Source organism: Sphingomonas psychrolutea (genome assembly GCF_014636175.1).
GTDB classification, from domain to species: Bacteria; Pseudomonadota; Alphaproteobacteria; order Sphingomonadales; family Sphingomonadaceae; genus Sphingomonas; species Sphingomonas psychrolutea.
The window spans coordinates 1-20,133 of the sequence record NZ_BMDW01000023.1; the positions used below are offsets into that span (position 1 = coordinate 1).

A 20,133-nucleotide genomic window follows, 5' to 3' on the forward strand; every position below is an offset into this window, starting at 1 on the left:
AAAACACCATCCGTTCCGCAACAGCCTTCCTCTACGCTGCCGCCGCCCTCGTTATCCTCCGACGCCTCGCTCGTTACGCTTGAGATTCAAGACGGGCTCTTAGGTGACGGCGTGCCGTTTCGAGAAGGCCGGATCGGCATAGGCCGCGGTCGCAAGAATCTCCCCGAGAATTTCGCCAGCGCGCCAAACATCTTCATAACCGAGATAGAGCGGCGTCAGGCCAAAACGCAGGATGTCAGGATCGCGGAAATCGCCGATCACGCCGCGCGCGATCAGCGCCTGACACAGCGCATAGGCGTGCGGGTGGCGGAACGAGATATGACTGCCGCGCTGCGCCGGGTCTGCCGGGGACACGCATTCGAGACCGAGCCGCGCGCCGATTGCCGCAAACAGGTCGAACAAGGCCGCGCTTTTTGCTGCGACGTGGTCGCGATCAACGCCCAGCCACAGATCGACGCCAGCCTCCAGCCCGGCCATCGCCAGCATCGGCGGCGTTCCGGCGAGCCAGCGCGTCATGCCGGGGGCGGGGGCGTATGCGTCGGCAAAGGCGAAGGGGGCGGCGTGGCCCATCCAGCCGGAGAGCGGGCTGGCGAGCCGATCCTGCAAGGCGCGTGCAACGAACAGAAAGGCGGGCGCGCCCGGGCCGCCGTTGAGGTACTTATAGCCGCACCCGACCGCGAGATCGGCCCCCGCGCCGTTCAGATCGACCGCAACCGCGCCGACGCTATGACTTAGGTCCCACAGAGCCAATGCGCCGGATTCGTGTGCGCGAGCGGTCCACTGCGCCATATCGTAGCGCTCACCCGTCTTGTAATGGACGTGAGTGAGCAGCGTGACGGCCGTATCTTGGTCGATCGCGCCGTCCAGCTCGTCGCGCGCCACCGCGTTGAGTTGTGCGCCGGGCACGCAATCGACTGCGCCTTCGGCAATGTGGAGGTCGGTCGGGAAATTGCCGGTTTCGCTGACGATCGTGTGGCGCGCCGGATCGTGGCGGAGTGCGGCCACCAGCAGCTTGAACAAATTGACCGAGGTCGAATCGGCGACGATTACTTCGTCCGCATGCGCGCCGATCAGCGCTGCGATCTTGCCGCCGATCCGCTGCGGCGCGTCGATCCAGCCTTCGTTCCAGCTGCGGATTAGCCGATCGCCCCATTGCCGTTCGACCAGATCGCTGAGCGCGGGCGCGGCGGCGCGGGGCAACGGGCCGAGCGAATTGCCGTCGAGATAGATCACGCCCTCAGGGAGCGCGAAGCGGTCGCGATAGGGGCGGAGCGGATCGGCGGCGTCGCGGGCGCGGGCTTCGTTGCGGGTCATGCGCCACGCCCCACGCCGTCACCCCGGCCTTGTGCCGGGGCCCACCGGGCCGCGCTTTCCCCGGCCTGATCATCTGATGCACGGTGGACCCCGGCACAGGGCCGGGGTGACGAAGGTGGAGAAGCCGACATTACCGCAACGCCCTGACAATAATCTGTTTCGTCGCGACCCAGGCCGCGCTTTCCGGCGCGATCAGTTCGACATGGCCGGTGCGCTCGACCACATGCAGCGCAACGCGGTCGCCCTTGGCCCTAGCTTGCGCTTCATAGCCGCTGCCGAGCCGCAGCGGGATGATCTTGTCCTCAGCACCGTTGACCAGATCCTGCGGCACCCCGAGCGGCAGCAAGCGCGGGACTGACGTATCGGTATAGATATCCGGCCGCGCGCCGGGCTTGCCGACGAGTTGCGCCACGACCTCGACGCCGCAGCCATTGTCGGGGCTGGCGGCGGTCGCCGCGAGATCGGGCAAACCGCCGAGGCTGATGACGTGGGCGATTTTCAGCGGATGCGCGGCGTGGAGCGGGCTGCTGCGCGCGATGCGCGGGCGCGCCGCCAGCCACAAAGCGAGGTGCCCCCCGGCCGAATGCCCGACCGCGACAATCCGCTTCGTGTCGAGATGGTATTGTGCCGCATGCGCCTTAAGCGCGTCGGCTGCGGCACCGGTATCGAGGAACGTCCCCGGATAGCCGCCGCCGGGCACATCGACACCGCGATAATCGATGTTCCAAACCGCGATCCCACTCGTCCGCAGATCATCGGCGATCCAGTTCATCAGGCTGCGATCGGCGATGCTGGTGGTCCAGCATCCGCCATGCACCATCACCACGATAGGGTGTTTGCCGGCGCTGGCGGGTAGCCAGACATCGACCTTTTGCTGAGCATCCGGGCCGTAGGCGATCGTTGCGTCCGGTTTGGGCTGTACCCGTTTGGTCAAATCGGGCCAGCGTAGCGGCGTGAAAGCGTCTGGCGCAGCGGCCGAGGACGGAGGGATACCGACAGCCAAGGCCAGCAGCGCGATCGAGACATACCGAAACATCGTCCCTGCATAGTCGATCAACGCCGCTGGCCAAACAGGCGTTTGCCCATCGTTTGAAATCTATAAGTCAGGCTTGTTAATTAATTAGCGCTGCTTGTAGGTTGGCGTGCCCCGTCGGCGCGCGCGGTTTCGCGCGCGGTGATCCGCGTTTCGGCGTTGGCAAGGAGCTGGCGGCGCTGCACTGCGACTTGCTCGGTTGCGGCGCGCAGGCAGCGGATTTCCTCCAGCCGTTTGGCGAGGCCAAGCTGCTGGTCTTCGTCACACAAGTCGCGCAGGGCGACTTTGATCCGCCGGTCCAACACCGCTCTCCCGGCTTCGCCGGTCAGGTCGAGATCGGCATAGTGAATACGCGCCACCTGCGGCGTGTCCCGTTCGGACGCGGCAAGCGGAGCGGTCGCCGATAGCGCGGCGATGGCGAACAGTACCTTTATCATGGGGCATATCCTTGCATCTGAGGAATGGTTGGCGCCGTTGCCGCAATGCGCCGGGCGAAGTCGTTTCGCCAACAAATCGTTTCGCATTATTCACAAGCTTTGCTTATATAAGCGCGTGCGTAATCTCCCGCCCCTTGCCGCCGTTCGGGTGTTCGAAGCCGCCGCGCGCCACGGCAATTTCACGCGTGCCGCCGAAGAACTCGGCATGACGCAGGCGGCGGTGAGTTATCAGATGAAGCTGCTTGAGGAGCGACTCGGCGCGCCGTTGTTCATGCGCTCGGGCCGCGGGATCGTGCTGACCGAGGCGGGTAGCCGCGCGGCACCGCACATCACGCGCGCGTTCGATGCGATCGATGCGGCATTCGGCTCGGTCCGCGCCGATGATGCCGCGGTGCTGACGATTTCCACCTTCAACAGCGTCGCCAACAGCTGGCTGGCGTGGCGGCTGGGCGGCTTTCAGATGGAGCATCCGGCAATGGCGGTACGGCTGAACACCTCCGATGCGGTGGTCTCCTTCGCCTCGGAAGAAGTCGATGTCGCGATTCGATCGGGCGCAGGCGGGTGGCCCGATCTTGTCGCACACCGGCTGTTCCCGATGGATTTCACGCCGATGTGCAGCCCGGATTTTCTGGCGCGACACGGCCCGCTGACCCCGCATGATCTGATCGATCTGCCGCTGATCGACCGGCAGAAGCGGCGCTGGACGATCTGGCTGGAAGAGGCGGGCGTCCCCGCGCCGGCACAGGCGCCGCGCGCCGGGATCCGGCTCGATACCGAGGCAAATGAGGGCCATGCCGCCATGGCGGGGCAGGGGGTTGCGCTGCTGACCCCGTTCCTGTGGCATCACGATGTCGCACAAGGTCGCCTTGTCCGGCTGTTCGATCAAGTCTCCGAACGCGGGAGCTGGTGTTGGCTGGTCTATCCCGAGCGGCGGCGCACCGTGCCCAAGATTCGGCAATTTCGCGATTGGCTGGTGGAGGAGGTGGCGCGCAATGCCTTGCCGAAGCCGGTCGGTGTGCGCGCGGGAGGATAGACGCGCCCGCCCGCCGCCTGCTAACCGCACGGAATGCCGACTGCCCTGACCGATCCGTTCAACGCCATTGTCGATGCGCCGTTCGATAGCGCGCTATCCGACCGCTATCTCGTCTATGCGCTGTCGACGATCACCGCGCGATCGTTGCCCGATGTGCGCGACGGGATGAAGCCGGTGCACCGCCGCTTGCTGTGGGCGATGCGGCAGCTGCGGATGGACCCGAGCACGCCGTACAAGAAATCGGCGCGCGTCGTCGGTGAGGTGATCGGCAAATACCATCCGCACGGCGACAGCTCGGTCTATGACGCGATGGTTCGCCTCGCGCAGGATTTTTCCGTGCGCTATCCCTTGGTCGAGGGGCAGGGGAATTTCGGCAATATCGACGGCGATAACGCCGCGGCCTTCCGCTATACCGAGGCGCGGCTGACGCAAGTCGCAATGGATTTGATGGCGGGGCTCGACGAAGACGCCGTCAGCTTCAAGCCGACCTATAATAATGAAGAGCAGGAACCCGAGCTCTTCCCCGGAGCCTTCCCCAACCTGCTGGCAAATGGTGCGGCGGGAATCGCGGTCGGCATGGCCACGAACATCCCGCCGCACAATGCGGCCGAACTGTTCGACGCGGCGATCATGCTGATCGACCAGCCCGACGCCGGCGATGCCGCGCTGCTCGAGCATATCAAGGGTCCCGATTTCCCGACCGGTGGGCTTGTCGTCGACAGTCCGGTGGCAATTGCCGAGGCCTATGCCACCGGACGCGGCGGCTTCCGCTTACGCGCGCGCTGGCACATCGAGGATTTGGGCCGCGGTACGTGGAACGCGATCGTCACGGAAATTCCGTATGGTATCCAGAAGGGCAAGTTGATCGAGCAGATCGCCGCCATCGTTAACGACAAGAAACTGCCGATTCTGGCCGATATTCGCGATGAATCGGACAGCGAAGTGCGCATCGTGATCGAACCGCGCAGCCGTACGGTCGACGCCGACATGCTGATGGAAAGCTTGTTCCGGATGAGCGATCTGGAGGTGCGCTTCAGCCTCAACCTCAACGTGCTCGACGCGCAGCGCACGCCGCGCGTGATGAGCTTGCGTCAGGCGCTGGCGGAATGGATCGCGCATCAGTTCATCGTGCTGCAGCGGCGCACCGCGCATCGCCTCGCCAAGATCGCCGACCGGATCGAGCTGCTCGATGGCTATATCGTCGCCTATCTCAATCTCGACCGCGTGATCGAGATCATCCGCACCGAGGACGAGCCCAAGCCGGTGATGATCCTTGAGTTCGCGCTGAACGATCGCCAGGCCGAAGCGATTCTCAATATGCGCTTGCGCTCGCTCAGGCGGCTCGAGGAGATGGAGTTGCGCAAGGAGCGCGAGGGGCTGGAGGCCGAACGCGCCGGGCTCGACGCGCTGCTCGGCAGCGATGCGCGGCAGCGGACGCGGTTGAAGAAGGACTTTGCGAAGCTACGCGAGCGCTACGGCCCCGAGACCAAACTCGGCAAACGGCGCACGACGGTGGCGGAGGCAGCCCCGGCGCGCGACATCCCGCTCGATGCGATGATCGAGCGCGAACCGATCACCGTGATCCTGTCGCAACGCGGCTGGATTCGCGCGATGAAGGGGCATCTCGATGCCGTCGGACTGGCGGCGCTGAAGTTCAAGGATGGCGATGCCGCGCTGTTCGATTTTACCGCGCAGACCACCGACAAGATCGTGATCGCCGCCGAAAACGGGCGCTTCTTCACCCTGGGTGCCGACAAATTGCCGGGCGGGCGCGGATTTGGCGAGCCGGTACGGCTGATGATCGATCTCGACGGCGATAGTGGCATCGTCGGGATTTTCCGCGCCAGCATCGCCGAGAAATTCCTCGTCGCGGCCAGCGACGGACGCGGCTTTCTGGTGCGCAGCGCCGACGTGCTGGCCGAGACGCGCAAGGGCAAGACCGTCGTCACGCCCAAGCTCGGCGCGAAGCTCAAGATCGTGCGCCCGGTCGCAGACGAGGCTGATTATGTCGCCGCGATCGGCGACAATCGGCGCTTGCTGGTGTTCCCGCTGTCGGAGCTGGCCGAACTGTCGCGCGGGCAGGGGGTGCAGTTAATGCGGTTCCGCGATGGTGGCCTGTCGGACGCGACGACCTTCGTGTTCGCGCAGGGGCTGAGCTGGCCGATGGGGGGCGATAGCGGCCGGACCCGAACCGAGACCGATCTTGGCCCGTGGCGCGCAGCGCGCGGGGCAGCGGGGCGGATGCCGCCCAATGGCTTTCCGCGCGACAACCGTTTTTGACGAACTGCTCGGTGCTGTCGGCACCAAATGGCACAAGTCGCTGGGAAAACGATGCGTTGAGCGGGTTTTTAACGAATCGCGCCTATCGCAGAGGAAATGGCGCTCAAGTCGCATCCTGCTTTGGCCTCCTCGACCGCAGCGCACGCGCTGAGCGGGGCTGATTCGCACGCTGCCGCCGTGATGATCGCATCGCGCGCGATCAACTTGTTGCCAGTGCCTGCCGCGCTGGTCGCGCTGACGGACAGCGGCAGTGCGACGGATGCAAAGCCGCTCGTCGCGATCGTCACGGCCAACCGTGCGCATGACATTGCCGGCTTGGGCGGCGGCGAGCGCCGCCGATCGCTTGTCGCGCAGATCGAAGCCCGGATCATTGCCTTCATCCAGGGCGATTCGCTTCGCGCCGAGTTTCAGGTCGACTATGGCGATGCAGTCGAATGTCGCCATTTTCAGGCCACGCTCGCGCGATTGACGCGCAATCCGGAGCGGCGCTGTATGCTCGTGCTGGTCGATCAGACCGCCGAACTGCGCACCGAGCATAATCTGCGTCGCGAGATGCTGACCGACAGCTTGACCGGCCTGCCCAACCGCGCGGGATTCAGCGATCGCCTGGAGACCCTGCTCGCCGATCCCGAACTGCGCGCGCGCTATGCAGTGCTGGTGATCGATCTCGACCGGTTCAGCCGCGTCAACGCGTGTCTCGGATCGATGACCGGGGACGAGTTGCTCATTACCGTCGCGCGGCGTTTGAAGGGCGCGCTGCGCGCGCAGGACGTGCTCGCGCGGACCGGGGGGGACGAGTTCGGCATCCTGCTGACACTCGAAGATGGGGTGGGCGATGCCGAGAATGTCGCCAGACGCATCCAGGCCGCACTGGCGACGCCGTTCCGCCTTTCCGATTTCGAAATTCGCGTCGCCTGCTCGATCGGTATCGCCTTCGGCGCGCCCGAGATCGACGATAGCGAGGAGCTGATTCGGCACGCGCAATTCGCGGTCAAACGCTCGAAGGGCACCGGCAAGACCGAGGCGTATCAGACCCAGGCGTTCGACATTGCGCGCGAACAGTTCGGCATGGAAACCGCCTTGCGCCGCGCGATCGAACGCGGGCAGATGCGATTGACCTATCAACCGATCGTCGATCTTGCGACCGGGCAATTGGTTGCATTCGAATCGCTGGCGCGGTGGCGCGGCGAGGATGGCACCGAACATTCACCCAATGATTTCATCCCCGTCGCCGAGGAATCGGGGCTGATCGTCCCGCTCGGGCGCTGGGCGATCCAGGAGGCGGCGGCAACGCTCGCTGAATGGGATGCGCGGCTCGGTGGCGATTGCGGTGCCAAGCTGGCGGTCAACCTCTCCGCCATCCAGCTGCAACGCGACGCAATCGCGCCAGTGGTGCAATCGGCGCTGGCCGCCCATGGCCTCGATGGATCGCGCTTCACGCTCGAATTGACCGAAAGCGCGCTCGTCACCGATCCCGACCGCATTGCCGGGATCATGCACGCGCTGAAAGACCTCGGCACGACCATCGCGATGGACGATTTCGGGACCGGTTACTCCAACCTCGCTTATCTGCAGAAGCTGCCGATCGACGTGCTCAAGATCGACCGCAGCTTCGTGACGGGAATGCTGTCAGACCGCGACAAGATCGCGATCGTCCGCGCAATTCTGTCGCTCGCTCAGGCGCTCGGCATGCAGACCACCGCTGAGGGGATCGAGACCAACGAACTCGCGCAGACGCTTGCGGCGCTCGGCTGCACTTATGGCCAGGGGTATCTTTACGCCCGCCCGCTCGAAGCCGACGCGGCCTATGCGATGTTGGCGGAACGTTTGAACTGAGCCACCGCTTCGTCGGCAAGTCCGCCGGCGCGTTCGGCATCGGGAAAACCGTCGGCGATCCAGCGATCCTCGACCATTCTTAGCAACCGCGCGACGTCCGGCCCCTTATCGACCCCGCGTGCGACGATCGCACCGCCGCTGAGCGGGAAAATCGGGGCGGCCCAATCGCGGATTAAGCGCGCATTTTCGGCATCGTCGGGATGGGCGAGCAGCCATCGGTCGAGCGCGCGCTCGGTGCCGAGTCGATATGCCAGCACCTCAGGTTGGGGTACGCCGGGGGTCAGCGCCGAAACGATGCGCTTGCGCTGGAGCGTGGACAGCTTCAGCCGCGCCGCGACATCCTCGCCGATGGCCGCATCGCACGGCAGGATCGCGGCAAGGCGGCGGATCGGATCGGAGTCGACCCCTGCCGCCGCCTCACCCGCCGCAACGCGCGCGAAGGTTCCGATTCCGGCGGGCACGATTTCGGGCAGCACCGGCAGCAGAATGCCGTGCTCGACCATCAGCGTCAGCGTCGCCACAGCGCCGGGGGCGACCAGCAGTTTAAGCAGTTCCGCCGCAATCCGTTCGCGCGAGAGCGCCATCAGATTGTTCGCGCGCGCGGCACAGGCTTCCAGCCCTTCCGCATCGGGCACATCGCCGAAGCGCGCATGGAAGCGGAAGAAGCGCAGGATGCGCAAATGATCCTCGGCGATGCGCTGCAACGGATCGCCGATGAAGCGCACGCGGCCGGCCGCAAGATCGGTGCGGCCATCGAAATAGTCGAAGATTTCGCGGGTGACCGGATCGGCATAGAGTGCGTTCATCGTGAAATCGCGCCGTGCCGCATCCTCGCGCCAATCGTCGGTGAAGGCGACCGTTGCGTGGCGTCCGTCGGTCGCGACGTCGCTGCGCAGCGTGGTGATCTCGACCGGATGGCCGTCCCCCAGCACCGCGGTGATCGTGCCGTGCGCGATGCCGGTCGGCACCGCCTTGATCCGCGCCGCGCGCAAGCGATCGAGCACATCCTCGGGCGTGTGCCGCGTTGCCAGATCGACGTCGGACACATCGATGCCGAGCAATGTATCGCGCACCGCGCCGCCAACGAAGCGCGCTTCGCCGCGCTGCGCGCCGAGTACGTCGCACACTTCGCGCAGACCGGGCCGCGTCTGCCACGCGGCCTCGGGCAGGATCAGCTGCTCCATCGCAGCCGCCGCGAGAGATTGACGATCATCGCCGCCGTGGCGCCCCAAATGCGATGCTCGCCCCACATGATCTCGTAATAATGCCGGTTGCGGCCCTGCCATTCGACGCTTGCTTCCATATGGTTGCCCGAATCGAGCAGGAAGCCGAGCGGCACTTCGAAGACTTCGGCCACTTCGGCAGCGGCACGCGTAAACACCAGATCAGGCGGGACAACACCAATCACCGGCGTCACTTCGAATCCGGTGACGGTACGATAGCGATCGGCCTCGCCGACCAGCGTCACGCGATCGCGCGGCAGGGCGATTTCCTCCTCCGCCTCGCGCAGAGCAGCGGCGGAGGGGCTCGCATCGCCCGGATCGATCCGCCCGCCGGGAAACGCGACCTGTCCGGCATGGCGCGACAGCGTATCGGTGCGCCGCGTCAGAATGACCCCGGGTTCGGCACGCTCGGTGACCGGGATCAACACCGCCGCCTGCACCAGCGGGGTGACGATCGCGTCGAGATCGGCATGGTCGCCGGTGAGCAACACCGTGTCGCCATCATGCGCTGTCGCGAGCGCATGGCGCAGCCGTTCGACCAGCGTCATGCGGCGGCATCCGTGGATGTTGGCTCGATCACGAAGAACTGGCCTGCGCTCCACACGCCCGGGGGCATATCGTCGCCATCGATCGCGCGCTGCGCCAGCTCGTAATAGACCGCGCGCCCAACCACCGCATCGAGCCCGCCGCGCACGTGGAGATAGGGGCGCGGACCATCGTCCCGCGCTTCGAACCGTAGCGGATGCGCGGCATCTGCGGTGACGAGATCGCCGGTGTTGAGCCGGAAGGTCAGCACGCTGTCGCGGCCCGTGGCGCTCGCTTTCAGCTCGACCGCGACGAAGGGGACATCCTCGACCACGATATCCAGCTTCTCGACCGGCGTGACGAGGACATAGGATCCGTCGGGCTCGCGCCGCAGGATCGTCGCGAACAGCCGCACCATCGCCTCGCGCCCGATCGGCGAACCTTGGTGGTACCAGGTCCCGTCGCGCGCGATGCGCATTTCGCTATCGCCGCAATGCGTGGGGTTCCAGCGCTCGATCGGCGGCAATTTGCGTTCTTGCGCAAGGCGCGCAATGTCGGCGAGCGACAAAGCGGCGAGATCGGGGATTGGCTCCATCGGCATCCGCTCGCGGTAGGGCAGGCGACAGGGGAGGTAAAGTCAGGCGAGCGCGGCAATTCTCGGCCCGAGCATGCCCGCGCCACCCGGCACGCCCGTGCCGCGTGCGAGCAAGCGGTGGCGTTCGACCGGACCGGGGACACGCCACGCTGCGGTGCGCGACGCGTCGAAGCCGAAGAAGCGCCCATAATATTCCGGATCGCCGATCAGGGTAAGGGCATCGGCCAACCCAGCCGCCACGGCCGCGGCCAAGGCGTGCGCGGTGAGCGCACGTCCGATGCCGCCTTGCTGCCGGGCGGGCTCGACCGCGACGGGCCCGAGCTGCACCAGCGGCACGTCGGACCCATCATCCCCCTCGAAGCGAATCGGCCAGCATTGGATCGTCCCGACCAACGCCCCATCCGCCACGCCCGCAAAGCTAAGGTTGGGGATCGGCACCATCCCCGCGCGAATCCGATACGCGGTGCGCAGATGCCGATCGACCCCGAACGCACGGTCGAGCACCTGCTCGACCGTGGCGGGGGCAATAGCGGCAATCGGCACGAATTCGATCACGCGGTGTTCCTTTACGCCGTGGACCGGCCCCATCGACCGGCCCCATAGACCGGTGGGGCGCCGCGCTTTACCCTGTGCCTTAGTGAACGCAAGCCGAATGGGACGTTGCCATGAAACTCTATGACGCCGTCTGGGCTCCAAGCCCGCGCAGAGTCCGGGTCTACCTTGCCGAAAAGGGGGTCGAAATCGAGCGGGTGATGGTCGATCTGCGCAGCGACGAGCAATTGGGCGACGCCTATTTGCGGGTCAACCCGCGCGGCGCAGTGCCCGCGCTCGAGCTCGATTCGGGCGAGGTCATCTGCGAATCGTCGGCGATCTGTCGCTATTTCGAGGCGTTGCATCCGCCCTCGCCGCTGTTCGGGGAAACGGCGCTGGATATCGCGCGGATCGAATCCTGGACGCGTCGGATCGAGCAGGAAGGCTATGCCGCCGTCGTGTACGTCCTGCGCAATCAGCGCGATGCCTTTCGCGATCGTGGTGTCGCGGGCAAATGGCCAGCCGTCCCGCAAATCCCCGAACTGGCCGAGCGCGGTGCGATTTTATGGGGTGCGTTCACCGCTGCGCTCGACAAGCATTTGGCCGGACGCACCTGGATCGCAACCGATGCCTACAGTTTCGCCGACATCTCCGCGCTCGTCACGCTTGATTTTGCCAAGGCGGCCAAGCTGGCGGTGCCAGCGGGGCAGGCCAACCTTTTGCGCTGGTACGACGCCGCGGCGGCGCGGACGAGTTCGACGGCCTGACGGTTCCCCTTCCGGCCACATCTGCTATGGCGCGCGCCCATACCGATGGAAGGCTTGCCTTGACCGACCGATTGACTCTGAACGTACACGACCTCGAAGTGCTGGTGCTGACCGGCATTTATTCGGAAGAGACGCATCTGCCGCAGCCGCTGCGGATTTCGCTGACGGTCGATCTCGCTGTGCCGGCGCGATTCGACCCCGACACGCCGCTTGCTGAATCGAAGAATTATCTCGACTTGAAACACGCCGCGACCACCGCCTTGCCGGCGGGCGTGCATTTCAAGCTGGTCGAGGCGGTCGCCGATCACATTTGCGAGACGCTGTTCTTGCAGGACATGCGCGTGACGCGCGTTGAGGTCACGATCGTTAAGCTGGCGATCGCCGAGGCGGGTGAAGCGATCGGCATCACACTGGTGCGGAACCGCCGTTGAAGGATGCGCTGACGGGCGCGCTGGCAGAAACGCCGGGCGACGGGACGGCGGTGATCCTCGTTGACGATGTTGCCGATCTGCCGCTGATCGGTGCCGCGGCGGTTGATCATGCGCTGGTGCTGGTGGTGCTCGCACCGACCGTTCCGATTTTGGACAGAAGCATGCTGCTGGCCGCCGTCGGCGTCCTGGCGGTCGATTGCGCGCCGCATGTGCGGATTGTCGCGCTTGATGTGCGCACAGGTGCTGAAGTCGATGACGTCGTGGCCGCAGCACTTTTCCTGGCATCCGCCGAATCGACGACGGGCCAAATCGTGCAGGTTACGCCGCGGTAACGAGGCGCTACGGTCGCCCGCCGCGGTCGCACGTGCCGAGCGTTTGCACCACCAGCGCATAATCCTGCCGCGCGATCTCGGCGTCCGGGCCGGTGGATGTCAGCACAGTGTCGGGCAAGGCCGGGGGCAGGGTGCAGGCCAATCGATACCATAACAGCGTATCGCGTGGCGGTGGCGGGTTGCCTTCACCGACCACTTCGCCCAGCGCGACCGACCAATGGGGCGGCTGGTCGCTCCGCCGCACGATGCCGAGCGAAATCGGGCGACCATCGGCAGTCGACAGGAAAATCTGCGTCGCGCCCTCGCCTGGAATCGTTCCCGGCGTGTGGAAGGCACTGCCGATCCCGGTCACGGTCGGTGGCGCATCGGGCGCGAGCGTTTCGCGCACGATCCGGCGGGTGAGCGCCTCGCCGCCCGGGGTCCAGCCGCGCTGCGCGTCGCGGCGGACGAGTTGCACCTGGCCGATATTGCCCGCGACACCCCGCGCAAACAGCAGTACGCGCGACTTGCGATAGCGCGGTGGCCGTCCCTGCGCATTGAGTGGAACGTCGATCGTATAACCGACCCGCGTGGCAACCGCGCCGGGACCGCGAATCAGTGCGATGACGTCGGCCTCGATATAAAGCCGCGCCTCGCCGGGCTGGAGGCCGGGCGCGTCGATTGGCTTCAGCCGCAACTCGCTCCGCACCGTCCCATCGATTATCACTGGGGCGGCGACGACCAGATCGGCATAATCGGCATAGGGCGGCGTCGGCAGCGCAGATTCTGGTGGTATTGGAAGGCGTTGCTGGCCACTAAGGGCGCTCGCTGGCATGACGGCGAGGAGGACCGCCAGTGCGGTTTTGGGAACGTGAACCATTGCCAACCGTTACTCGTCCGTGCCGATTTTAAACAGAAATAATTCTGCCACGCAGTGGTTGTACGTTTGTTGCGTGAGACAAAGCGTTTGCGTCGCGGTTTTGAGCGCGATAGAGGTGCCACCTGTCCGAGATATATAGTCGCCCAGTGACAGGCCGGATTACGATTGGACGTTACGGATCGGCCTAAAGCCGTCGTGCCGGAATAGAGGAGTTTCGTTTCTGAATGGCTTATGCTGATCGCAATACAGGAGGTAGCCGCATCGTCTCGATCGTGATCGTTTCGATCGTCGTTGCGGCGCTAGCCTATGGATTCGTTAACGGTCTGACCTTCTCCTACGTGAAGAAACTGACCGAGAAGCTCAACACGTTCGACGTGGTCGAGCCGCCACCCCCGCCGCCGGAGACTCCGCCGCCGCCGCCGCCAGAGCAGCCGCAGTTGCAGACCCCGCCGGTCGTGTCGCCGCCGCCCATCGTGCGCGTGCAATCGCCGCCCCAGCAGGTGATTACGCAGACACAGATACCGCCACCGTCGCCACCCGCCCCGCTCGCCGGGCCACCGGCGCCAGTCTTCGTTCCCGCTCCGCCGACGATCAGCAAGGCAGCAGCACCACGGGGCAATCCGAACGACTGGTTCACCAACGACGATTATCCGTCGGATGCGTTGGCTGCAGAAGCGCAAGGCACGACCCGCATCAAGTGGGACATCGGGCTGACCGGACGCGTGGAAAATTGCCAGATCGTTTCGTCGAGCGGAAATTCGTCGCTCGACCGGGCGGCCTGCGCTGCTGCTACGCGGCGCGGCCGTTATACCCCTGCACTCGATGCTGCGGGTAAACCGATCAAACAATTTGGCATCTCCCGCGGCGTTTCCTGGAGACTGCCTGAGTAAACCCACCGTTGATGCGGCTCCCCGGCGGGCTGCTCATTTTTTTCGAGAAGGAACCACCTCTGATGTCGACACATATTCTCGCCGCCGGTGCCAGCGCCGCCGACCAATTCGGCGTTTTCAATTCCCTTGCTCAGGGTGGCGCGCTCACCATCACGACCGCCAGCATCCTTGGCATCATGCTGTTCGGCTCGCTGTACATCTTGTTCACCAAGCTGTTTGAGCAGCAGAAGATCATCAGCCAGGGCCAGCGCGTCCGGGCGACCTTCTGGTCGGCAAATTCGCTGCGCGAGGGGGCGGCAAAGCTCGAGAAGAACTCGGCTTATAAGCAGATCGTCGATGACGGCATCTATGCTCAGGAGCAGCATGCGCGTCTGACCGATCCGGTCGAAGCACATGATTGGGTCCATGGCTCGCTCGCGCGTTCGGAAGCGGCGATCAACTCGCAGCTGGGTGGCGGTCTGGCCTTCCTCGCAACCGTCGGCGCGACCGCACCGTTCATCGGCTTGTTCGGCACCGTCGTCGGCATTCTTCGCGCTCTGATTAAGATCGCGCAGTCGGGCGATGCGGCTCTCGACAAGGTCGCCGGTCCGGTCGGTGAGGCACTGATCATGACGGCAGTTGGTCTGGTCGTCGCGGTTCCGGCCGTGCTCGCCTTCAACTTCCTGCAGCGCCGCAACAAGGCGATCGCAGAGCGTCTCGCGGCGTTTTCGAACGACGTGCTCGGCTATCTCGCTTCGGACGGTGCCGTTCGCCCGGTCGTTGCCGGCAAGACCGCCGCTGCGAAGCCTGCTGCTGCGAAGCCCGCTGCAACGACGACCGCTGGCGCGCAGACGCGTATCTAAGAGCCTATGAACGGGGTCGTCGTACAGACGGCCCCGCTTCCCTCGCCGCCCGGATCGACCGGGCGGCATGAACGACACGAATAGGATGGCCTTTCATGGCGATTAGTGCAGGCGGCAGCGGCGACGACGCCCCAATGTCCGACATCAATACGACGCCCCTCGTGGACGTTATGCTGGTGTTGCTCATCATCTTCCTCATCACGATCCCGGCGATCGTGCAGACGGTGAAAGTGAAATTGCCCGACGTTCGCTATATGCCGACGGAAACCAAGCCAGAGAACGTCTCGCTTTCGATCACGAAAGATGCGGGTGGCAATTGCCTGGTGTTCTGGGGCGAGACGCGGGTGACGCATGAGGAGCTGCTCAAGCGTTCGACCGACAAGCTCAAGGAGATTGTCGACAAGGCGGGTGGCGCGGACAAATTGACCACCGACGATCTGCCCGAGGCGCACATCCGCGGCGATGTCGATACGCCGTATCGCTGCATCGGTGGTGCGATCTATACGATGCAATCGGCCGGTTTCGCCAAAGTAGGCTTCATTTCGCAGCCGCCAGCCCCGGACGCAGCATCTTAATGCGTGCACTAGCACCAAGGAGTAATTGATATGGCAATCAGCGCCGGTCGCGGTGATGACGAGCCAATGATGGACATGAACACGACGCCGTTGATCGACGTCATGCTTGTGCTCCTCATCATGTTCATCATCACCATCCCGATCCAGACGCATGCGGTGAAGGTCGATCTGCCGATCAATGACCCGAACCAGGTCAAGCCGCCGATCGATCCGCAAAAGAACAAGATCGTCATTCAGCCCGACGGCGTCATTCTCTGGAATGGAGCGGCGACCGATGAAGCGACGCTCCAGCAATACCTCGTCGCGACCAAAGCGTTGAACCCTGAGCCGGAGCTGCACTTCCAGCCTGACCCGGCGGCGCGCTATGAGAAAGTCGATAAGGTTCTCGTGATCATCAAGCGGTCCGAAGTGACGAAGCTGGGTTTCATCGGCAACGAGCAGTTCCGCAACGATTTCTGATCGTTCGCACGATTGTTCTAGCCATCAGGGCGGTCCTTCGGGGCCGCCCTTTTTTTTGCGGTTCGTCCGCCGCGCATAAGGGAAATCCCTAACTCCAAGAGGCCTTGCCTCCATTTCATATAAGTGACATAACAATGTCACAAATATGAAACGATTCCGTCATGGAAGATATGGAGGGTTTATGAAGTTCGCCCATCTTGGTCCCATCGCCTTGGCCACCGCCGCGCTGTTCAGCGCCACTGCAGCCATCGCCGATCAGGGCAACGGCGCGGTCCAGATCATGAAGGGGGATTATGTCGCGGCCGAGCGGATCATCCGCGATCAGGCCAAGATGTTCCCCGGCGACCCCGATTTGCTGCTCAACCTCGCCTCGGTCTATCGTCACACCGGCCGCGTGAGCGAGGCTCGCGCGTTGTACCGCGCCGTGCTGGCCCGGCCCGATGACATGATGGACTTGCCCAATACGGCGGCGCCACAGACCGCGCATACGCTGGCACGTGCTGCACTTGGCAGCATGGATGCTCCACAGCTCACCGCACGCTAAAGACCGGACGCCGCGCGCCAAACGCGCGGCAGACCGCTCCGCCTAGAGCCGCGGCAGCGTTACGCCACGTTGCCCCATATATTTGCCCGCCCTGTCGGCATAGCTGACTTCGCACGGCTCATTGCCCTGCAGGAACAGGAACTGGCACGCGCCTTCATTGGCGTAGATCTTCGCGGGCAATGGCGTCGTGTTCGAAAATTCCAGCGTGACGTGCCCCTCCCAGCCGGGTTCGAGCGGGGTCACGTTGACGATGATCCCGCACCGCGCATAGGTCGATTTGCCGAGGCAAATGACCAGCACGTCGCGGGGAACGCGGAAATATTCGACGGTCCGCGCCAGCGCGAAACTATTCGGCGGGATGATGCAGCAATCCGTCTTGCGATCAACGAAGCTGTTCGACGCGAAATCCTTGGGGTCGACGATGACGCTGTCGATGTTGGTGAACACCTTGAACTCATCCGATACGCGCGCGTCATAGCCGTAGGACGACAGGCCGTAGCTGATGCAGCCGTCGCGCTTCTGGCCATCGACGAACGGCTCGATCATGCCGGTGGCGAGCGCCTGCTCGCGGATCCAGCGGTCGGACAGGATGGACATGTGTAAGGCTCCCTATGCCGACGGCTTTTTGCCGTTGCGCGGCGATTGGGCAAGGGGCACGTTGCGCCGATTGCGGAACGAGTAAGAGCAGGGAGCAAAATATGGGGCGAGCTCTGGTGAGACGGTGGGCAACCGGGGCGTTCGGCCTTGCTGCGGCAGTGCTGATCAGCAGCGCGATCGCGCCCGAACTGCTGGCCTTCCCCTATCACGAGCGCGTGGGTGATACCGAGGTCTATGCGGAACAGCCGATCAAGGCGGCGATCCCGCGCTTGGTCGCGCGATCGGATGTGCTGCTCCACAAGAGCGCTATTTATAGCGGCGGCTATGGCCGCCGGATCTTTCTGACCGATGGCGGCTGGCGCTGGCATGTCCTGGCGACACAATCGAGCGGTGCGATGGCAATTTCGCGACCGTTCTCCGAAGTGATCATCGTCAATCGCAGCGATGCAGCGCGCGATCTTGTGTTCAACGGTGCGCCGGTAGCAGGCTCGCGTTCGCTGTCCGGCGTGATCGCGCACGAGCGCACGCATGGACTGATCCGGACGCGCTACGGCGTGCTTTCCGACTGGGCCTATCCGACCTGGCTGCGCGAGGGCTATTGCGATCTCGTTGCGGGCGGTGGCAGCCTGTCCGACGCCGATGCGGCGGCGCTGAAGGCGCGCCACGAGACGATTCCGGCGCTCGTATATTATGACGGGCGCAAACGCGTCGCGGCGGCGCTCGCCGCCAATGGCGGATCGGTCGATGCGCTGTTCGGGCAGGTGCGTTAGCAGCGGCAGCGCCTATCGTATCGCGCCCAACCCCAGATCGGCCGGGCCGAAGGCATGCGGCAGCAATTCCGACAGCGCATAGCGGTCGATCGCATCGCCCTCGGCCGCCCCACAATAGACGGTCACGTCGCGCCCGCCCATTTGCGCGGCTTCGTTGATCACCTGGCGGCAGCGCCCGCATGGGCCGACCGGGGTGCGTCCGGTGGGCCGGCCGGCATCGTCCATCGCCCCGCCGATCACGCCGATCGCCACGACGTTGCGCAAATCGCCCGCACTGCTGACCGTCGCCAAGGCCACCGTCTCGGCGCAGAGCGACAGGCCGTAGCTCGCATTTTCGAAATTGGCGGCGGTCACGATCCGCCCGTCGCTCAGCAATACCGCCGCGCCGACCGCGAAGCGCGAATAGGGCGCGTGCGCGTTGAGCGCCGCCGTGCGCGCCGCCGCGATCAGGGTCGAGCCGGTTTCAATATCGTTCATGGTGCCACCACATTCCAATGGACCGGCCCTTCGATCCCGTCGATTCGCCGCATGCTGTTCGCTTGCCACATTCGCCACGGTCTTGCCGGATAATCCGGCGGGAAAAAATCCTGCACCGCCCATACCGGGCGCGCGACCGCTGCCGTCACGCCATACGCTGCCTCGAACGGCTTGCTGATTTTGAGCAGTACGGGCTTGCCGGTATGCGCCTCGACCATCGTGTGATAGCGGCGCAGTTCGTCGAGCACGACCCGTCGTACGGGTCGCGAGGCGCAATCGGCGGCGAAATCGATCTCCACCGCGGCGGGCAGCGCGTCGCGGTCGCGCGGGACGGTGGTGTTGAAATTGTTGGCTTGGTCGGCGGCCAAGCGGCAGAGCGAATAGATGTGGATCGCGCCGCGGCGCATGCCGGTTTCATACACGCCGGCCCAATTGGCCTCGAACCGCCGATCGCGCGCATCGGCGCCGCTGGTGGCGCGAACATAGGCAAAGTCGGCGCTACCCTTGTGCACGCCCCACCAGTCGACCGCGCCGTTCGCATCGGACACGTCGACCCCCTGGAACGGGAAACGATCCGACGGACGCCAACTGAACGCCAGCGTCACCGCCACGATGCCGGTAAGCCCGAGCACCACGAGCAGCGCGCCAGCCAGCCCGATCCGTCTGTTCCACAACCGAAGATTCACCGCGTCACGCCCAACATCACGCTTTGATGTGCAGGACACAGATCAACGTAAACAGCCGGCGGGCGGTGTCGAAATCGATCTCGATCTTGCCCTCCAGCCGTTCCTTCAGCAGCTCTGCGGCTTCGTTGTGGATCCCGCGTCGGGCCATGTCGACCGTCTCGATATGGTCGGGTGTCGCACTGCGAATCGCTTGATAATAGCTGTCGCAAATCGCGAAATAGTCTTTGATCGGGCGGCGGAAGCGCCCCATGCCGAGGACATAGGTTTCGAGATGAGTGTCGTCCGCACGGTGGATCGCGATGCCGAGCCGCCCTTCCTCGACCGCGAGTTCGATCTTGTAGGGGCCGGCATAGCCATCGGGATACGCCTTTTGCGGCGCGAAATGATTGCCCTCGATCAGATCGAAGATCGCGATCCGCCGTTCCTGTTCGATATCGGCCGAGCGCCAGAGAATCGTGCGTTCGTCGAGGGTCACGGCAATGATGCGTGGATCGGACATCGCCCTGCCGTAGCGGGCGCGGGCGCGGGGGACAATCCATCCGTAAAGTCGCAAAGGTTAGGCGATTGGCGAGTTTGTCACGTCTCGACGGTCAGCGCCTCCAGGCTGGCCGTCGCGCGCCCAGCGGCGCGGGCGACCGACACGATCGCAAGATCGGCAATGACATGCCCGCGAATCGGCAAGTCGGCTTCGGGGAGGCCCGCAAGCCAGTGCGCGAAGGCGGCATCGTCCGGGCCGTCGAGCGCCAGGCCATGGCGTGCGCCGACGAAGGTGGCGCTCGCCCAGCGCGACGATTCGGCGAGCGCCAGCACCATCGCACACCCGGCGCGGCGTGCATCGTGCTCGATCGCGCGGGCGACCAGCGTTCCGGCATCGGGCCCGCGACTCATCGCCGCTGCTCCGGCGGCGCGGTGTCGTGCGCGGCAAGGAACGCCTCGATCCGCCGCACCATCCGCGGCCCCGGTTCGCGTCCGCGCCGCAAATCATCGACCAGCCGCGGATCGCGCACCGCCAGACGGCCAAACTTGGTCCGCGGCATAGCGGTAGCCTTCAGATAGCGATCGATTTCCACCAACACCGACATGCCCTTCACTCCTTC

The 20,133-nt window shown here is 64.7% G+C and carries 26 protein-coding genes; 12 read left to right on the forward strand and 14 right to left on the reverse strand.

Annotated elements, in window-relative coordinates; genetic code table 11:
- Positions 1-99: 99 nt before the first annotated feature.
- From kynU to IEV62_RS15295, 3 genes are all read right to left on the reverse strand, one after another.
- Positions 100-1,314 carry a kynureninase gene (gene kynU / locus IEV62_RS15285; RefSeq protein WP_188449016.1) on the reverse strand — a complete coding sequence of 405 codons (1,215 nt, stop codon included), beginning with the start codon at positions 1,312-1,314 and terminating at the stop codon, positions 100-102.
- Between the two features lie 130 nt (positions 1,315-1,444).
- Entirely contained in the window at positions 1,445-2,371 is a 927-nt protein-coding gene (locus tag IEV62_RS15290; RefSeq protein WP_229733247.1) for an alpha/beta hydrolase, read from the reverse strand.
- Positions 2,372-2,430: 59 nt separating this feature from the next.
- A complete protein-coding gene (locus IEV62_RS15295) occupies positions 2,431-2,784 on the reverse strand; it encodes a UrcA family protein (protein ID WP_188449018.1) in 354 nt (117 codons plus the stop codon).
- 115 nt (positions 2,785-2,899) lie between these two features.
- Between IEV62_RS15295 and gcvA the strand changes: the two genes are divergently transcribed.
- The 3 genes from gcvA (at position 2,900) to IEV62_RS15310 (ending at position 7,933) form a co-directional block, all read left to right on the forward strand.
- A complete protein-coding gene (gcvA, locus tag IEV62_RS15300; protein ID WP_229733249.1) occupies positions 2,900-3,817 on the forward strand; it encodes a transcriptional regulator GcvA in 918 nt (305 codons plus the stop codon).
- Between the two features lie 33 nt (positions 3,818-3,850).
- Positions 3,851-6,097 carry a DNA topoisomerase IV subunit A gene (parC, locus tag IEV62_RS15305; protein ID WP_188449019.1) on the forward strand — a complete coding sequence of 749 codons (2,247 nt, stop codon included), beginning with the start codon at positions 3,851-3,853 and terminating at the stop codon, positions 6,095-6,097.
- 96 nt (positions 6,098-6,193) lie between these two features.
- Complete coding sequence (locus tag IEV62_RS15310) at positions 6,194-7,933, forward strand: putative bifunctional diguanylate cyclase/phosphodiesterase (protein ID WP_188449021.1); 1,740 nt, start codon at positions 6,194-6,196, stop codon at positions 7,931-7,933.
- Here IEV62_RS15310 and IEV62_RS15315 read toward each other — a convergent pair.
- From IEV62_RS15315 to IEV62_RS15330, 4 genes are read right to left on the reverse strand one after another with little or no spacing between them, the layout of a single operon-like run.
- The gene (locus IEV62_RS15315) at positions 7,903-9,117 is read right to left on the reverse strand and encodes a CCA tRNA nucleotidyltransferase (protein ID WP_188449023.1); all 1,215 of its coding nucleotides are present in this window, start codon (positions 9,115-9,117) and stop codon (positions 7,903-7,905) included. The two genes, IEV62_RS15310 and IEV62_RS15315, sit on opposite strands and share 31 nt — an antisense overlap.
- A complete protein-coding gene (locus tag IEV62_RS15320) occupies positions 9,105-9,704 on the reverse strand; it encodes a CoA pyrophosphatase (protein WP_188449025.1) in 600 nt (199 codons plus the stop codon). The genes IEV62_RS15315 and IEV62_RS15320 overlap by 13 nt, the downstream gene beginning before the upstream one ends.
- The gene (locus IEV62_RS15325) at positions 9,701-10,282 is read right to left on the reverse strand and encodes a DUF1285 domain-containing protein (protein ID WP_188449027.1); all 582 of its coding nucleotides are present in this window, start codon (positions 10,280-10,282) and stop codon (positions 9,701-9,703) included. Before IEV62_RS15325 ends, IEV62_RS15320 begins: the two co-directional genes overlap by 4 nt.
- Positions 10,283-10,318: 36 nt before the next feature.
- Positions 10,319-10,831, reverse strand: coding sequence for a GNAT family N-acetyltransferase (locus tag IEV62_RS15330; RefSeq protein WP_188449117.1), 513 nt, complete (start codon positions 10,829-10,831; stop codon positions 10,319-10,321).
- A gap of 110 nt (positions 10,832-10,941) precedes the next feature.
- Here IEV62_RS15330 and IEV62_RS15335 point away from each other — a divergent pair, with 110 nt between their 5' ends.
- The 3 genes from IEV62_RS15335 to IEV62_RS15345 are packed head-to-tail and all read left to right on the forward strand — an operon-like array spanning position 10,942 to position 12,337.
- Entirely contained in the window at positions 10,942-11,574 is a 633-nt protein-coding gene (locus tag IEV62_RS15335) for a glutathione S-transferase family protein (RefSeq protein ID WP_188449029.1), read from the forward strand.
- A gap of 59 nt (positions 11,575-11,633) precedes the next feature.
- A complete protein-coding gene (locus IEV62_RS15340) occupies positions 11,634-12,005 on the forward strand; it encodes a dihydroneopterin aldolase (protein WP_188449030.1) in 372 nt (123 codons plus the stop codon).
- Entirely contained in the window at positions 12,002-12,337 is a 336-nt protein-coding gene (locus IEV62_RS15345) for a Rossmann fold domain-containing protein (RefSeq protein ID WP_188449031.1), read from the forward strand. The genes IEV62_RS15340 and IEV62_RS15345 overlap by 4 nt, the downstream gene beginning before the upstream one ends.
- Before the next feature lie 7 nt (positions 12,338-12,344).
- On the opposite strand, the gene IEV62_RS15350 is transcribed toward IEV62_RS15345, so the two are convergent.
- Positions 12,345-13,196, reverse strand: coding sequence for a hypothetical protein (locus IEV62_RS15350; protein ID WP_229733251.1), 852 nt, complete (start codon positions 13,194-13,196; stop codon positions 12,345-12,347).
- 224 nt (positions 13,197-13,420) lie between these two features.
- Here IEV62_RS15350 and IEV62_RS15355 point away from each other — a divergent pair, with 224 nt between their 5' ends.
- From IEV62_RS15355 to IEV62_RS15375, 5 genes are all read left to right on the forward strand, one after another.
- Positions 13,421-14,086 carry a TonB family protein gene (locus IEV62_RS15355; protein WP_188449032.1) on the forward strand — a complete coding sequence of 222 codons (666 nt, stop codon included), beginning with the start codon at positions 13,421-13,423 and terminating at the stop codon, positions 14,084-14,086.
- A gap of 62 nt (positions 14,087-14,148) precedes the next feature.
- Positions 14,149-14,928 carry a MotA/TolQ/ExbB proton channel family protein gene (locus IEV62_RS15360; RefSeq protein WP_188449033.1) on the forward strand — a complete coding sequence of 260 codons (780 nt, stop codon included), beginning with the start codon at positions 14,149-14,151 and terminating at the stop codon, positions 14,926-14,928.
- Between the two features lie 95 nt (positions 14,929-15,023).
- Complete coding sequence (locus IEV62_RS15365) at positions 15,024-15,503, forward strand: ExbD/TolR family protein (protein WP_188449034.1); 480 nt, start codon at positions 15,024-15,026, stop codon at positions 15,501-15,503.
- A gap of 30 nt (positions 15,504-15,533) precedes the next feature.
- Positions 15,534-15,962, forward strand: coding sequence for an ExbD/TolR family protein (locus IEV62_RS15370; RefSeq protein WP_188449035.1), 429 nt, complete (start codon positions 15,534-15,536; stop codon positions 15,960-15,962).
- 181 nt (positions 15,963-16,143) lie between these two features.
- A complete protein-coding gene (locus IEV62_RS15375) occupies positions 16,144-16,506 on the forward strand; it encodes a tetratricopeptide repeat protein (RefSeq protein WP_188449036.1) in 363 nt (120 codons plus the stop codon).
- Positions 16,507-16,548: 42 nt separating this feature from the next.
- On the opposite strand, the gene dcd is transcribed toward IEV62_RS15375, so the two are convergent.
- Positions 16,549-17,103: a dCTP deaminase gene (gene dcd, locus IEV62_RS15380; protein ID WP_188449038.1), complete on the reverse strand. Its 555-nt coding sequence runs from the start codon at positions 17,101-17,103 to the stop codon at positions 16,549-16,551.
- A gap of 116 nt (positions 17,104-17,219) precedes the next feature.
- Here dcd and IEV62_RS15385 point away from each other — a divergent pair, with 116 nt between their 5' ends.
- Positions 17,220-17,873: a hypothetical protein gene (locus tag IEV62_RS15385; RefSeq protein WP_188449040.1), complete on the forward strand. Its 654-nt coding sequence runs from the start codon at positions 17,220-17,222 to the stop codon at positions 17,871-17,873.
- Positions 17,874-17,885: 12 nt separating this feature from the next.
- On the opposite strand, the gene IEV62_RS15390 is transcribed toward IEV62_RS15385, so the two are convergent.
- From IEV62_RS15390 to IEV62_RS15410, 5 genes are all read right to left on the reverse strand, one after another.
- Positions 17,886-18,350: a cytidine deaminase gene (locus tag IEV62_RS15390; RefSeq protein WP_188449042.1), complete on the reverse strand. Its 465-nt coding sequence runs from the start codon at positions 18,348-18,350 to the stop codon at positions 17,886-17,888.
- Positions 18,347-19,036 carry a GH25 family lysozyme gene (locus IEV62_RS15395; protein ID WP_188449044.1) on the reverse strand — a complete coding sequence of 230 codons (690 nt, stop codon included), beginning with the start codon at positions 19,034-19,036 and terminating at the stop codon, positions 18,347-18,349. The genes IEV62_RS15390 and IEV62_RS15395 overlap by 4 nt, the downstream gene beginning before the upstream one ends.
- A gap of 16 nt (positions 19,037-19,052) precedes the next feature.
- Positions 19,053-19,535, reverse strand: coding sequence for a UPF0262 family protein (locus IEV62_RS15400; protein WP_188449046.1), 483 nt, complete (start codon positions 19,533-19,535; stop codon positions 19,053-19,055).
- Between the two features lie 77 nt (positions 19,536-19,612).
- Positions 19,613-19,924, reverse strand: coding sequence for a hypothetical protein (locus tag IEV62_RS15405; RefSeq protein ID WP_188449048.1), 312 nt, complete (start codon positions 19,922-19,924; stop codon positions 19,613-19,615).
- Entirely contained in the window at positions 19,921-20,118 is a 198-nt protein-coding gene (locus IEV62_RS15410; RefSeq protein ID WP_188449050.1) for a hypothetical protein, read from the reverse strand. The genes IEV62_RS15405 and IEV62_RS15410 overlap by 4 nt, the downstream gene beginning before the upstream one ends.
- Positions 20,119-20,133: the final 15 nt, after the last annotated feature.

Coding starts and splice junctions, on each gene's coding strand:
- kynU (WP_188449016.1), bottom strand. CDS start 1,314: ATGACCCGCAACGAAGCCCGCGCCCGCGACGCCGCCGATCCGCTCCGC.
- IEV62_RS15295 (WP_188449018.1), bottom strand. CDS start 2,784: ATGATAAAGGTACTGTTCGCCATCGCCGCGCTATCGGCGACCGCTCCG.
- parC (WP_188449019.1), top strand. CDS start 3,851: ATGCCGACTGCCCTGACCGATCCGTTCAACGCCATTGTCGATGCGCCG.
- IEV62_RS15310 (WP_188449021.1), top strand. CDS start 6,194: ATGGCGCTCAAGTCGCATCCTGCTTTGGCCTCCTCGACCGCAGCGCAC.
- IEV62_RS15315 (WP_188449023.1), bottom strand. CDS start 9,117: ATGGAGCAGCTGATCCTGCCCGAGGCCGCGTGGCAGACGCGGCCCGGT.
- IEV62_RS15320 (WP_188449025.1), bottom strand. CDS start 9,704: ATGACGCTGGTCGAACGGCTGCGCCATGCGCTCGCGACAGCGCATGAT.
- IEV62_RS15325 (WP_188449027.1), bottom strand. CDS start 10,282: ATGCCGATGGAGCCAATCCCCGATCTCGCCGCTTTGTCGCTCGCCGAC.
- IEV62_RS15335 (WP_188449029.1), top strand. CDS start 10,942: ATGAAACTCTATGACGCCGTCTGGGCTCCAAGCCCGCGCAGAGTCCGG.
- IEV62_RS15350 (WP_229733251.1), bottom strand. CDS start 13,196: ATGGTTCACGTTCCCAAAACCGCACTGGCGGTCCTCCTCGCCGTCATG.
- IEV62_RS15355 (WP_188449032.1), top strand. CDS start 13,421: ATGGCTTATGCTGATCGCAATACAGGAGGTAGCCGCATCGTCTCGATC.
- IEV62_RS15360 (WP_188449033.1), top strand. CDS start 14,149: ATGTCGACACATATTCTCGCCGCCGGTGCCAGCGCCGCCGACCAATTC.
- IEV62_RS15365 (WP_188449034.1), top strand. CDS start 15,024: ATGGCGATTAGTGCAGGCGGCAGCGGCGACGACGCCCCAATGTCCGAC.
- IEV62_RS15370 (WP_188449035.1), top strand. CDS start 15,534: ATGGCAATCAGCGCCGGTCGCGGTGATGACGAGCCAATGATGGACATG.
- IEV62_RS15375 (WP_188449036.1), top strand. CDS start 16,144: ATGAAGTTCGCCCATCTTGGTCCCATCGCCTTGGCCACCGCCGCGCTG.
- dcd (WP_188449038.1), bottom strand. CDS start 17,103: ATGTCCATCCTGTCCGACCGCTGGATCCGCGAGCAGGCGCTCGCCACC.
- IEV62_RS15390 (WP_188449042.1), bottom strand. CDS start 18,350: ATGAACGATATTGAAACCGGCTCGACCCTGATCGCGGCGGCGCGCACG.
- IEV62_RS15400 (WP_188449046.1), bottom strand. CDS start 19,535: ATGTCCGATCCACGCATCATTGCCGTGACCCTCGACGAACGCACGATT.
- IEV62_RS15405 (WP_188449048.1), bottom strand. CDS start 19,924: ATGAGTCGCGGGCCCGATGCCGGAACGCTGGTCGCCCGCGCGATCGAG.
- IEV62_RS15410 (WP_188449050.1), bottom strand. CDS start 20,118: ATGTCGGTGTTGGTGGAAATCGATCGCTATCTGAAGGCTACCGCTATG.